This is a genomic window from Acinetobacter sp. G11, from assembly GCF_049808495.1.
Classification (GTDB): domain Bacteria; phylum Pseudomonadota; class Gammaproteobacteria; order Pseudomonadales; family Moraxellaceae; genus Acinetobacter; species Acinetobacter kookii.
Genome location: NZ_JBNCAT010000001.1, coordinates 40,976 through 53,969 on the forward strand (window position 1 = coordinate 40,976; position 12,994 = coordinate 53,969).

At 44.0% G+C, this 12,994-nt stretch carries 12 protein-coding genes; 7 read left to right on the forward strand and 5 right to left on the reverse strand.

Features of this window, described 5'->3' with window-relative positions; translation table 11 throughout:
* Positions 1 to 6: 6 nt before the first annotated feature.
* Together ACPUEY_RS00215 and ACPUEY_RS00220 are read right to left on the reverse strand one after the other, a co-directional pair.
* Positions 7 to 1,032 (reverse strand): methyltransferase, encoded by a 1,026-nt coding sequence (locus ACPUEY_RS00215; RefSeq protein WP_425120716.1) that lies wholly within the window; start codon positions 1,030 to 1,032, stop codon positions 7 to 9.
* 66 nt (positions 1,033 to 1,098) lie between these two features.
* On the reverse strand, positions 1,099 to 2,469 hold the full coding sequence (locus tag ACPUEY_RS00220; protein ID WP_425120717.1) for a uracil-xanthine permease family protein: 1,371 nt from the start codon (positions 2,467 to 2,469) through the stop codon (positions 1,099 to 1,101).
* 175 nt (positions 2,470 to 2,644) lie between these two features.
* Here ACPUEY_RS00220 and typA point away from each other — a divergent pair, with 175 nt between their 5' ends.
* From typA to ACPUEY_RS00235, 3 genes are all read left to right on the forward strand, one after another.
* Positions 2,645 to 4,477, forward strand: coding sequence for a translational GTPase TypA (gene typA, locus ACPUEY_RS00225; RefSeq protein WP_092820395.1), 1,833 nt, complete (start codon positions 2,645 to 2,647; stop codon positions 4,475 to 4,477).
* A gap of 208 nt (positions 4,478 to 4,685) precedes the next feature.
* On the forward strand, positions 4,686 to 5,123 hold the full coding sequence (gene mscL, locus ACPUEY_RS00230; protein ID WP_092820394.1) for a large conductance mechanosensitive channel protein MscL: 438 nt from the start codon (positions 4,686 to 4,688) through the stop codon (positions 5,121 to 5,123).
* Positions 5,124 to 5,265: 142 nt separating this feature from the next.
* Positions 5,266 to 5,964, forward strand: coding sequence for an HAD family hydrolase (locus ACPUEY_RS00235; protein WP_425120718.1), 699 nt, complete (start codon positions 5,266 to 5,268; stop codon positions 5,962 to 5,964).
* Here the strand turns inward: ACPUEY_RS00235 and ACPUEY_RS00240 are convergent.
* A complete protein-coding gene (locus ACPUEY_RS00240; RefSeq protein ID WP_092820391.1) occupies positions 5,945 to 6,226 on the reverse strand; it encodes a peptidylprolyl isomerase in 282 nt (93 codons plus the stop codon). The genes ACPUEY_RS00235 and ACPUEY_RS00240 overlap by 20 nt on opposite strands.
* Positions 6,223 to 7,083 (reverse strand): bifunctional DNA-formamidopyrimidine glycosylase/DNA-(apurinic or apyrimidinic site) lyase, encoded by an 861-nt coding sequence (gene mutM, locus ACPUEY_RS00245; protein ID WP_425120719.1) that lies wholly within the window; start codon positions 7,081 to 7,083, stop codon positions 6,223 to 6,225. The genes ACPUEY_RS00240 and mutM overlap by 4 nt, the downstream gene beginning before the upstream one ends.
* Before the next feature lie 241 nt (positions 7,084 to 7,324).
* Between mutM and ACPUEY_RS00250 the strand changes: the two genes are divergently transcribed.
* The 4 genes from ACPUEY_RS00250 (at position 7,325) to ACPUEY_RS00265 (ending at position 11,915) form a co-directional block, all read left to right on the forward strand.
* Positions 7,325 to 7,612, forward strand: coding sequence for a carbohydrate porin (locus tag ACPUEY_RS00250; RefSeq protein ID WP_425120720.1), 288 nt, complete (start codon positions 7,325 to 7,327; stop codon positions 7,610 to 7,612).
* A gap of 46 nt (positions 7,613 to 7,658) precedes the next feature.
* Entirely contained in the window at positions 7,659 to 9,764 is a 2,106-nt protein-coding gene (locus ACPUEY_RS00255) for a TonB-dependent receptor domain-containing protein (protein WP_425120721.1), read from the forward strand.
* Positions 9,765 to 9,779: 15 nt separating this feature from the next.
* The gene (locus ACPUEY_RS00260; RefSeq protein WP_425120722.1) at positions 9,780 to 10,889 is read left to right on the forward strand and encodes an NADH:flavin oxidoreductase/NADH oxidase; all 1,110 of its coding nucleotides are present in this window, start codon (positions 9,780 to 9,782) and stop codon (positions 10,887 to 10,889) included.
* Positions 10,890 to 10,988: 99 nt separating this feature from the next.
* Positions 10,989 to 11,915: an AEC family transporter gene (locus tag ACPUEY_RS00265; RefSeq protein ID WP_092820387.1), complete on the forward strand. Its 927-nt coding sequence runs from the start codon at positions 10,989 to 10,991 to the stop codon at positions 11,913 to 11,915.
* Positions 11,916 to 11,996: 81 nt separating this feature from the next.
* Here ACPUEY_RS00265 and ACPUEY_RS00270 read toward each other — a convergent pair whose 3' ends face one another.
* Positions 11,997 to 12,803, reverse strand: coding sequence for a tetratricopeptide repeat protein (locus ACPUEY_RS00270; RefSeq protein WP_425120723.1), 807 nt, complete (start codon positions 12,801 to 12,803; stop codon positions 11,997 to 11,999).
* Positions 12,804 to 12,994 lie beyond the last annotated feature (191 nt).

Sequence of the window (12,994 nt, forward strand, 5' to 3'; positions counted from 1 at the left end):
TGTTCCTTAAGATTTCTTTTCGGTGCTAGCGAACAGCACTTTAAAGCCTTGTTGATCGGCTTTGGTTGTACATTTGCCAAAGCTTTGTTCAATGAGTAATGGATAATTTAAAAAGCGGTTTGCCACAATCCAGAGTTCACCACCAGATTTCAAATGACGGCGTGAAGTCTTGCACAGGCTTTCGCTGGCATCATAATTGGTCTGAATGCCTTGATGGAAAGGCGGATTGCTGACGATGGCATGCAAGAAAAGCGGTGCATCTTCAATACCGGTCACAGCGGTAATTTCCAGCTGTTCGGGAGAAAGGCCATTTTTTTCAAACGTCATGCGGGTAGAGGCCAATGCAAAAGCATCAACATCCAGCGCAAAAATACGGTTTTTCGGATTCAGTTTTGCCAGATAGGCACTGATCACACCGGCACCACAGCCAAAGTCGGCAATTTTACCTGAAGTAACCTGTGGTAAAAACGGTAAAAATACCGCTGTACCGACATCTAAACGATTTTGGCTGAATACGCCGGGCAGGGCACAAATGGTGAGATCACCTTTCGGTGTTGCTACCGTATATGCTTGAGCCCAGTCTGCCAGAGCCTTTTCTTTAACCGTCGATTCAACCTTGACCTGCCAGAGCTGGCAATGACGTGCACTGTCCAGTTTAATGGCTTTACCATAAGGCTGTAGCTGTTTGGCTGCACGCTCAACGCCGCCTTTTTTCTCACCCACCAGAAAGATGGAAGCACCTAACCCTAGACGGCTGACGACATTATGCAGCACATAATTTAGGAGTTCTTTGGACTTCGGTACAAAGATAATGGCCTGGTCAAAACTGCCTTCAGGAAGCTCTACGCCAAAATGGACATTGGCCTGTTGTGACTGAAAATATTGAAATTCATTATAATTCCAGGTCCAGAAACAAGGGCTGATGTCTTTCTCTAGATTGGAAAGTAACTCATCCGTAGGTGCATTGACCAAAAGCACACGTCCAGAAAGATATTCATGCTGCCGAATGACAACTTCACTTCTTGGATCCATTTTTTTATCTCGCCATTGAAAAACTCTGCCCAGACAATGCTGGGCAGAGTTGATGCTGAAATGAAATTATTGCTTCGATTCAGGAAGAATAATATTTAAAAGCAATGCTGCAATACCGCCAGTCGCTACGCCAGAACTGAAGATGTTACGGAATAATTCAGGAAGATGTTCCAAAATTTGTGGGACTTGTGCAACACCCAAACCAAGTCCCAGTGAAATCGCAATAATTAACAGGGCACGACGGTCAAGATGAATCCCTGACAGGATATTAATACCAGACGCCGCTACAGCACCAAACATCACCATCACCGCACCGCCAAGCACGGCTTGAGGAACTGCTTGAATCACGCCAGCAACCGCAGGTAATAAGCCCAAAATCACCAGTAATGCTGCAATCCAAATACCGACATAACGGCTTGCAACACCAGTAAGCTGAATGACGCCATTATTTTGTGCGAACACCGAACTTGGGAAAGTATTGAATAAGCCGGCGAGCAGAGAGTTGGCACCATTCACCAGCACACCGCCTTTAATACGTTCCATCCATACTGGACCATCGACTGGCTGGTTGGAAATCTTTGAAGTGGCGGTAATGTCCCCAATGGCTTCCAGTGATGTCACCAGATAAATGAACGCCATTGGAATAAACAAGCTCCAGGAGAAGCTTAAACCAAAATGCATCGGGGTTGGAATCTGAACCATCGGCGCATCTTTCAGGCCTGAAAAATCAAGATGTCCCATGAAACCTGCAAGAGCATAACCAATAATCAGGGCAATCAGAATGGCGGAGCTTTTGATCCAGGTAATGCGGATACGGTTCAGGATAATAATAATCGCCAGTACCGTACATGACATAATCAGGTTATCGGCATTGGCAAAGGTTTTGTCACCCATGGCTTGATAACCACCGCCCATACTGATCAGACCTTCTTTAATCAAAGTCAAACCAATCAGCAGCACGACAATACCTGTCACCAGTGGGGTGATGAGTTTTTTCACCCAAGGTAAAATACGTGAAACGCCCATTTCAATGAATGAGCCGGCAATCACTACACCAAAAATAGAAGCCATCACTGCTTCAACAGGGGTGCCTGCCGCGACCATCGCTGAACCAATGCCGATAATCGGGCCAATAAAGTTAAAACTGGTGCCCTGTACAATTAAAAGACCTGCGCCAAAAGGGCCAACTTTTTTACATTGTAAGAAAGTTGCAATCCCCGAGATCACCAAGGACATGGAAAGAATCATGTTGGTGTCTTCTTTTGATACGCCTAAAGCAAGACAGATCAAAAGACCAGGGGTGACAATCGGGACAATAATCGCAAGTAAATGTTGCAGGGCAGCGAGAAAAGCGATAAGTGGTTTGGGGCGATCGTTTAATCCGTAGACCAAATCAAGACGATCTTGTTGTTTGGGAGAGTTTTCTAAATCAGACATGTAAAAAAAAGGTACAGCAGTAATTTGGCGTTATTCTAATCGAGTTACAGTACTTTACAAACCGAAAAAGGGATGAATAGTCAAAAAAACTTGTAACTGTCAATAAACTGTCACTATAAAAAGCTAAGTTTTTTCTGTATAATTTGCCCTCAAATTTAAAGCGTATCGAATTTACATGTCAGATATTAAAACTCTCCGTAATATTGCCATCATCGCGCACGTCGACCATGGTAAAACGACTTTAGTCGACAAACTTTTACAACAATCAGGTGCTTTGGGTGAACGCGCGGGTGAGATCGAGCGTGTTATGGATTCAGGCGCTATTGAAAGTGAACGTGGTATTACCATTCTTGCAAAAAACACTGCAATCAAATGGTTAGATAAACGTACAGATACAGAATACCGTATCAACATCGTGGACACCCCGGGACACGCCGACTTCGGTGGTGAAGTTGAACGTGTAATGTCTATGGTTGACTGTGTACTTCTTCTTGTCGATTCTCAAGAAGGTCCAATGCCACAAACCCGTTTCGTAACGCAAAAAGCGTTCGCACGTGGCTTGAAACCAATCGTGATCATCAACAAAGTCGACAAGCCAAACGCGCGTCCTGACTGGGTAATTGACCAGGTATTCGACCTGTTCGACAATCTGGGTGGTACTGACGAACAGTTGGACTTCCCGGTAGTTTATGCTTCTGGTCTTCGTGGTGTGGCGGGCCCGTCTCCAGAAGAACTTGCTGAAGACATGACACCATTGTTCCAAACAATCGTAGACATTGTTGAACCACCAGCAGTTGACGTTGATGGTCCATTCCAGATGCAAATTTCGTCTTTGGACTATAACAGCTTCGTTGGTGTAATCGGTGTTGGTCGTATCCAACGCGGTTCAGTAAAATTAAACACACCTGTAACTGTTATTGATAAAGAAGGTAAGACACGTAACGGTCGTATCTTAAAAATCATGGGTTACCACGGTCTTGAGCGTATTGACGTTGAATCTGCTTCTGCTGGTGACATTGTATGTGTCACAGGTATGGAAGAGCTTCATATCTCTGATACGATCTGTGATCCTAAGAACGTTGAAGCATTGCCACCGCTTTCTGTGGACGAACCAACAGTTTCGATGACATTCCAGGTCAACAACTCACCGTTTGCCGGTAAAGAAGGTAAATTCGTGACTTCACGTAACATCCGTGAACGTCTTGACCGCGAATTGATTCACAACGTAGCACTTCGTGTTGAAGATACAGACAGTCCTGACCGTTTCAAAGTGTCTGGTCGTGGTGAACTTCACCTTTCAGTTCTGATTGAAAACATGCGTCGTGAAGGTTTCGAGATGGGTGTATCTCGTCCGCAAGTGATCTTGAAAGAGATTGACGGTCAAATGCAAGAACCGTACGAAAACGTAACTTTTGACGTTGAAGAACAGCACCAAGGCGCTGTGATGGAACAAATGGGTCACCGTAAAGGTGAGATGACCAATATGGAAGTTGACGGTAAAGGCCGTATCCGTATTGAAGCAACTGTTCCTTCACGTGGTTTAATTGGTTTCCGTTCTGAATTCTTGACCATGACTTCTGGTACAGGGATCATGACATCAAGCTTCTCGCACTACGGTCCTATGAAACAAGGTACTGTTGCGAAACGTCAAAACGGTGTATTGATCTCTATGGTTCAAGGTACTTGCCTGGGCTATGCATTGTTCAGCTTGCAAGACCGTGGCCGCCTATTCGCTAAACCTCAGTTAGAAGTTTACGAAGGTATGATCGTGGGTATTAACTCCCGTTCAGACGACATGGTGGTGAACCCGACTAAAGCGAAACAGTTAACCAACGTACGTGCGTCAGGTACTGATGATGCTTTAACACTGGTTCCAGCAATTGAATATACGCTTGAACAAGCGCTTGAATTCATTGAAGACGACGAGCTGGTTGAAGTTACACCGAAATCAATCCGTATCCGTAAGCGTTGGTTGACTGAAAACGAACGTAAACGTAACCGTTCTTAATGATTTAATTCAATCAGATTTAGAATGAAAAAATGCTATCACGTCAGTGGTAGCATTTTTTTTGTTTATAATTAGAAAACCATTATGTTCAAGATGTTAAATTCCAAGTAAATTATAAGGAATTATGAACTGTTATTCGTGCTTAAAAGGGTAGGACAGTTTTCAAAATACTTTAAAAGAATAGCATCAAGAAAAGCTGGAGAAAGTTATGAGTATTATCCAAGAATTTAAAGAATTTGCCATTAAAGGCAATATGATGGATTTAGCGATTGGTGTCATCATTGGTGGTGCGTTTGGTAAAATCATTGATTCTTTGGTTAAAGACATTATTATGCCTTTAATCACGGTTATTACGGGCGGTGGTGTCGATTTCACCCAGAAATTCTTTGTGCTTGGCAGTAACCCGAATAATTTGCAGTCTTTAGCTGAATTGCAAAAAGCGGGTGTGAATGTTTTAACCTATGGTAATTTTTTAACTATCTTCATAAACTTCCTGATTCTTGCCTGGGTGGTTTTCTTGCTGGTTAAACTTATGAACCGTTTACGTAAACAGGAAGGTCCGGTAGAGGAAACACCGACTACCCCGGCCGACATTGAATTGCTGCGTGAAATTCGTGATGAGTTGAAAAAACGCCCGCAACTTTAATGGCTGAAAAAGTAAAAAAACGGCACTCTCTGTGCCGTTTTTTATTTTTACTCATAAATGTTGGTTTGGATTTTAAATTTAGATTTTAGATCTAGTGTCTACCTCTTTGTGATGTTCGACATTCTGTTTTATGGACCAACCCATGCTGAAATTGGTGATTTTTGATCTTGATCGGACCTTGTTGGACTGGGATCGGACACAGCGCTTTGCCAGACAGCAGTTGAATGAAAAGATTGTTCAGCATGTGTCTGTAGATGCCTTTTGGCAGGCCTATGAGGTATTGCGTGACACCTTGTGGGACGCCTATATGCAGCAGGATTTAATGGTCAGCGAATATCGTCTATATCGTTATCTCAAGCCCTTACAGCAATGTGGTATTGATGATGTGGAGTTAGCGAAGGCATTAAACCAAAGCTTTATGCAGCATGCTTTACAACATCATCATTTTTGTGAGGGTGCAGAAGAGGCATTAAACCTATGCCAGGCTTTAGGCTTGCAGATGGCAGTACTGACCAATGGACCTGCACAAGGTCAATTGCAAAAAATCCGTCATCTTCATTTAGAGCGTTGGTGTACACATTATTTTATAAGTGATGAGCAGGGTGTTGCCAAACCCCATCCCCAGGCATTTTTAAACGTTTGTCAGGCTTTTAGGCTTCATCCACAGCAATGCTTAATGGTTGGAGATGACAATGAAGTGGATATACAAGCAGCACAACAGTTAGGGTTGCACACCTACTGGATCAGTCCTGCTCAGCAGCAAGATACAGAAATTCAGCCCCATACATGGACTAAATTCTTAAGTGATTTAAAACAGATGTTTAGTCCATGCGAAACTTAACTTCAACCAGGTGAAAACCAAACTGACTTTTGACAGGGCCGTGTAAAACACGTTCAGCTGCGGTAAAGACCAGTTTATCAATGACAGGCACCAGTTGCCCTTTCTTGACTTCACCTAGCTCACCGCCTTTTTTGCCCGAAGGGCAGGTAGAATATTGCTTTGCAATTTTTGCAAAGTCAGCACCCGATTGAATACGCTTTTTGAGTTGTTCGCAGGTATCTTTATCTTTGACAAGGATGTGACGCACAATGGCTGTTTTCATGAAGTTTTCCCTTGCGCCTTGGCAACACGTTGAGGTATCACTTTGGCTTTTTTTAAAGGTTGGCATTCAGGACAGAACACAGAGGCACGTTGTCCAAGTTTTATATTCTCAAGCGTGGTTTCGCAGTTCACACACATTTCACCGGCACGACCATAAGCAAGCAAGGTTTGCTGAAAATAACCATTTTCACCCATGGCATTGGTATAGTCACGCAAGGTAGAACCCCCTAAATCTATGGCTTGCTGCAAAATACGTTTAATTTCAATCACAAGTTTTTCAATCTGTGCAAAGCTTAAATCTTTTGCAGGTTGTGCCGGGTGAATGCCTAAATTAAACAAACTTTCTGTCGCGTAGATATTGCCCACGCCAACCACAACATGGTTATCCATAATTGCAACTTTAGTGCCAACCTGTTTGTTTTTGAGTTTCTCAGCCAAGTAGTTTGCATTGAAATCATCGCTCAAAGGTTCAGGACCTAAAGTGTCAATCAGTTTGGTTTGAGTCGCAGCATTTAACCATAAAATACAGCCAAAACGGCGGGGATCGTGATAACGCAGTTCAATATCTTCAAATTGAATGATCAGATGATCGTGTTTACGCAGTTCATCTGTTGTTGCACACAATCGGAAGCTGCCCGACATGCCCAAATGCCAAAGCATGCTGTCCTGTTCAAATTCAGCCAGAATATATTTGGAACGGCGGGTCAGCTGAACTAATTTTTGTCCCACCAATTTCTGTATATTTTCAGGAATAGGCCAACGTAAGCTCGGTTGACGGACTTCTACCTTTAAGACGGTTTGCTCCAACAGTGGCAAAAGACTGGTTTTGGTGGTTTCAACTTCAGGTAATTCGGGCATGGCAGATCAGAGACAGGAGAATATGGCTAATATTGGGTGATTTCAGCTTGATTGCAAGTAAAAATGCGAAAGGAAAACCAGAAAAATGGCCGATTATTTTATTTTGATGCACCTCAAAAATGTAGACATCAGAGATTTTTTTTCATCAGCCAAAAATGTTCAGGATAAAATTTTTTGTTTCCCGTACCCGAGGTCCTGAACCGGTTTGAAACACTGGACTGTAGGCGACACAAATGAACAAATGGCGAGGCATGCTGTGAATGAAGATGCCGTTTTCACAATGGCTTGCGGTTTAAAATATAGCGGCTGTTTTCATTTCTATCCAAATGCCATTTCAGGTGTGGCCATTAACCGTGTACATGTCAATGATCGTGTAACAAGCCCTGTATTTAATGCCAGTGCGGAATATAATGTGGAATTGAATGACAATCCTAATCCCAACCAATGGCTGATGATTCGTCCAAACTTGCAAGATGTGATCCATCCAGGATTAACTCACAATGTGAATCATGCATTCGTGTTAGGCTGAGGATCAAAAATCGCGTTCTAACTGAGAAGAAGGCAGGTACAGGCCCATGCAAAGTAAAAATCTGATGATGTCCTTCCATACGAGTTTGCTTTGCTTAACAGCATGCATCTGCCAAAATCTATATGCACAAACAGGTTCTGCGGAACCTGTTTTGCTTCCTATCCTAAAAATAGAAGCGACACGTACGGATACTGAATGGCTGCAAACACCGGCTTCTGTATATCGAATCGAACAAGATAACAAGGCTAATCATCTGGGGGTCAATCTTTCTGAAACCTTACAAGGGGTGCCAGGGCTACAGTTGAATAACCGCGAAAATTACGCCCAGGATTTACAGATTTCCATGCGCGGCTTTGGTGCACGTTCAACTTTTGGGGTGCGTGGTATCCGTTTATATGTTGACGGTATTCCTGCAAGCATGCCGGATGGGCAGGGCCAGACCTCAAATATCGATTTAAGCAGCCTGGATCATATTGAAGTGTTGGGTGGGCCATTTTCTGCGCTGTATGGCAATTCTTCTGGCGGTACAATTTTGACCACGACCAAACAGGGCGAAGGCCAAGATTCCATTGAACTGGGTTATTCAGGGGGCAGTCAGCATAAAAGCCGTGCCGATGTGGTGTTGCAAGGTGGTGCAGATCAAGCCGGTGAGCCGAGCTATGTGGTCAGTTCATCCTATTTTGATACCGATGGTTATCGTGAGCATAGCGCGGCCAGAAAAGTACTCAGCAATGCCAAACTGACCTGGAACCTGAATGACGGTTCCAGGCTGAACTGGATTGTGAACCATGTCGATATTAATGCGGATGATCCGCAGGGCTTGAATCGAAACCAGTGGAAAAATAATCCCAAACAGGTCAATGATGCTTCCAACCAATACGATGTGCGTAAAGAAATCAATCAGACCCAGACCGGTCTGACCTGGTCAAAACCAGTCAGCGATCAGCATGAACTGTATGCCATGGCTTATCTGGGACATCGTGAAGTCATACAATACCAGTCGATTCCTCGGGCACCGCAAAATAACCCGCGTCATGCCGGTGGGGTAATTGATTTCAGCCGTGATTATTACGGTACGGACTTGCGCTGGACGGGTAAAGATTTGCTGCCCAATACACGTCTGACCGCGGGACTGGCCTTTGACTATATGGATGAAGACCGTCAGGGATATGAAAACTTTAATGCCAATGGGCAGTTTGGCGTAAAAGGTAATCTACGCCGGGATGAGCAGAATATCCTCTGGAATCTGGATCCTTATTTGCAGGCCTCCTGGGATTTCCTGCCAAGCTGGACTTTGGATGCAGGGCTGCGTTATAGCAATGTGCATTATGAGTCCAACGATCACTATATTGTCACAGGCAATGGCGATGACAGCGGCAAGACCGACTATGGCAAATTGTTGCCTTCAGCGGCTTTAAGCTGGAAAATCAAGGATCAGCTGAATGCCTATGCCAGCTATGCCAAAGGTTTTGAAACACCGACCTTTACCGAAATGGCCTATTCCGCAAATGAGGGCATAAACTTTAATTTACGCCCTGCCAGCAGCGATAATTATGAACTGGGTGTAAAAGCGCAAAATGCATGGGGGGCTTTCACGGCTGCAGTTTTCCAAAGCAAAACCCGAGACGATATTGTCTCTGCGGGGACAATAGATGGCCGTGCGACCTATAAGAATGCGGATAAAACGCGACGTGAAGGGATAGAGCTGTCCTGGAACAAAAATCTATGGCGTGATTTAACTGCTCAAGCCAGCTACAGCTATATTGATGCTACATTTGACGCAGCGATTCCGGACAGTACGGTGCAGAAAGGCAACAAGATTCCCGGCATTGCCAAAAATCAGGCTTTTGCCTCTTTGGGCTGGCAGCCGGAAACCGGCTTTAATGCGGGTATTGATGTCCGTTATATGGACAAAATCTACGTAGATGATGCAAATAGCGATGCCGCACCAAGCTATAGCTTGGTTTCGGCCAATGCAGGATATGTCTGGAAACAGGCCGACTGGAAAGTCCGGACTTTTGCTAGAGTTGATAATATCCTGGATGAGGACTATGTCGGTTCAGTGATTGTCAATGATGGCAATGGGCGCTTCTTTGAACCCGCGGATGGTTTGAACTGGAGTGCGGGATTAAGTGTGAGCAAAATATTCTAACAGAGGGGGCCAAACGTGGCGTTATTATTTCAACCGATTCAGTTTGGTTCATTAAAACTGAGCAATAAAATTGTGATTGCTCCAATGTGCCAGTATTCGGCTACAGAACAGGGCGAAGTGACTTATTGGCATGAACAGCAATGGGCCAATTATGCCTTGTCTGGTGCAGGTTTATGTATTGTTGAAGCAACAGCAGTGCAAGATGAAGGGCGGATCAGTTATGCCGATTTGGGGCTGTGGAATGATACCCAGCGTGATCAGATTAAGGCATTGCTGACAAAAATAAAGACACTTTCGCCTATGCCTTTTGCGGTACAACTGGCACACGCAGGGCGTAAATCTTCTACCGACAAACCCTGGAATGGAAAAGGCCAATTTAAGCCGGAAGAGACTCATGGCTGGCAAACAGTTTCTGCCAGTAATTTGCCGTTTAATCCGACTGATCACCCGCCACATGCGCTGAGTAAAGATGAAATCCGGCAAGTGATTCAAGACTTTGCTAATGCGGCCAAGCGTGCGGTAGATGCCGGGTTTGACCTGATTGAAGTGCATGCAGCCCATGGCTATTTGCTGCATCAATTTATGTCGCCGTTATCGAATCAGCGTCAGGACGAATATGGCGGCAGTTTCGAGAACCGTATTCGCTTAACGCTGGAAGTTTTTCAGGCCATGAAAAATGCAGTTCCTGAAGGTTATCCTATAGGTGTGCGTATTTCTGCAACGGACTGGATGGAGGGGCAGGACAGTTGGGATATCGAATCTTCAATCGGTCTGTCCAAAGCTTTAGAGCAATTGGGCGCCGTATATATTCATGTGTCGAGTGGCGGCTTGCATGCCCAACAGAAAATTGAGCTACAACCAGGGTATCAGGTGCCCTTTGCTGAAGCCATCAAGAAAACAGTCAATATCCCGGTGATTGCCGTGGGTTTGATTACAGAAGCGATGCAGGCCGAAGGGATTTTGCATTATCAGCAAGCTGACGCAATTGCTCTAGCACGTGCTATGCTGTATGACCCGCGCTGGCCATGGCATGCTGCAGCAGAATTGGGTGAAAATATTCAAATTGCACCGCAATATTTGCGTTGTCAGCCGCATGGGTTAAAAGCATTGTTTCGTGCTTTTTAATACTTCATCCCGATATTTCACTTGAACATTTTAATGCTCGGACTCTGATCCATCAGGGTCTGATCAGGTAATTTTATTTATTGAAAGGACAAATTCCATATGGTCTTTTCGGTCATCGTGCCGATCTTTTTCTTATTGGCCTTCGGTTATCTCTCGGTAAAATGGCAACTTTTAAGCAAGGTACAGCTCAATAGCGTTGGTGCTTTTGCCATTAAAATTGCTTTGCCTGCGTTGTTTTTACAGTCGCTTGCGTCAAAAGATTTGCATGAAATCTGGTATCCCCAATACTTCTTTGTCTATAGCGGCGTGACTTTTATTTTATATGTGACGGCTTTTTTTATTGTTTCACATTATTTTAAAAATAACCGTTCACAGTCTTCGGTTCTGTCGCTGGGTGCGGCAATGTCGAATACCGGACTCATTGGTACTGCGGTATTGTCCTTGTTGCTGGGGCAAAAAGCGATGACCTATACCTCGTTGGTCGTGATCATTGAAAGTGTGCTGCTTATTCCGGCAGTGCTGATTCTGGCTGAACTGGGAAGCTCGCAACAGGCTAATTTTGCCCAGATTCTCCAGAGTACAGTGGTCACTTTATTGAAAAATCCTTTATTTATGGGCGTCATGCTGGGGATGGCCTGTGCCATTTTCCAGATTGAAATTCCTCGGCAGCTGGATCAGGTTTTGGCCATGATCGGACAAACCGCGTCGCCTCTGGCCTTGTTCTCGATTGGTGGGGGAATTGTGGGGCTGACGCTGAAGTACGTGAATGTACAAAGCTTTTATCTGGTGATTTCCAGCAACCTGATTATGCCTTTGCTGATGTTTCTGGGGTTGAGTTATTTCACCGATGTGAGTCAGGAGATGGTCTATGCCGGAACCATTATTGCCGCTTTGCCGATGCCTACCATTTTTGCCATGTTAGGTCAGGCTTATGGTTTAAATGAAAAAACTTTAACGCCTTTATTGATGAGCACCATTTTAGGATTCATTGTGGTGAGTGTGTTAATTACTGTCTGGTGGGCTTAAAATTTTTACGCTCAGCCTGGATCACAAAAGAACCGCTATAAAAAAGCCCCGGATTCTGGGGCTTTTAAAACATCTTGGCGCTTAGCTTTTCTTTGCTTCTTTAGGCGGATTTTTGGCCTGTTCGGCAATCATTTTATCCACCACAGCTAAAGATTCTTTGGCTTGCGGGACATTTTCTTTGGCTAAAGCCTCAAAAATCTTTTTCGCTTCAGGCAGGTTTTGCGGAACGATTTTACCGTTTGCAAACATGTTGCCCACAGCCATTAAAGCGGGAATATAACCTTTTTGGGCCAGATCCTGAATGCTCTGTAAGCCTTGCTTAATCGGGGCTTCGTTTTTGTTTTTAAAACCCTGACTGATGTCATATAAGGCTTTGGCATGAATGGCCTGATAATTGCCTTTTTTGATCAGCGGATCTAGTTTTTGCAAAGCCAGTTTATCTGATGCGGGTGTACCTTCAGAAAACAGTAATACGGCTAAATCGACACTGGCATCATCGAAGCCTTGCTTAGACGCTTTTTCTAAATACTGTTTAGCTTTTTTAGTGTCCTGAGGAAGGCCTAAAGTCCCGGTGATGTGGTTTTTACCCAATACATAGTTTGCTACCGGATAGCCTTTGTTTGCAGATTCCTGATACAGCTTGACGGCTTTTTTCTCATCTTTGGCAGTTCCCTGTCCGGTTTGGGTCAGGTAGGCCAGATTATAAAGTGCCTGGGCATTTCCTGTTTTGGCTAATTTATCCAGTTCCTGATAAGCACCTTTCATATTGTTGGCTTTGACCAGGGTTTCTATTTTGGCAAAGGCCGGATCAACCGAAGTGGTTGCCATTTCAGCCATCGCAAGATTTGAAGACAAAGCGATAAGGCCGGCAAGTATAATTTTTTTCATATTTTTAAAAACCTTTTATAAACATGCACATAATTCCATTTATGTGTTTAAAATGAATGTGGAACACTTCATACAACATCATAAGTTTATTTATGCGAATGTAAATACATGATGTGTGCATTGCAATAAGATTTCATCGATATTTACATAATCATTACTGGATGAATTCTGGACGGACAATCTTAAACCCA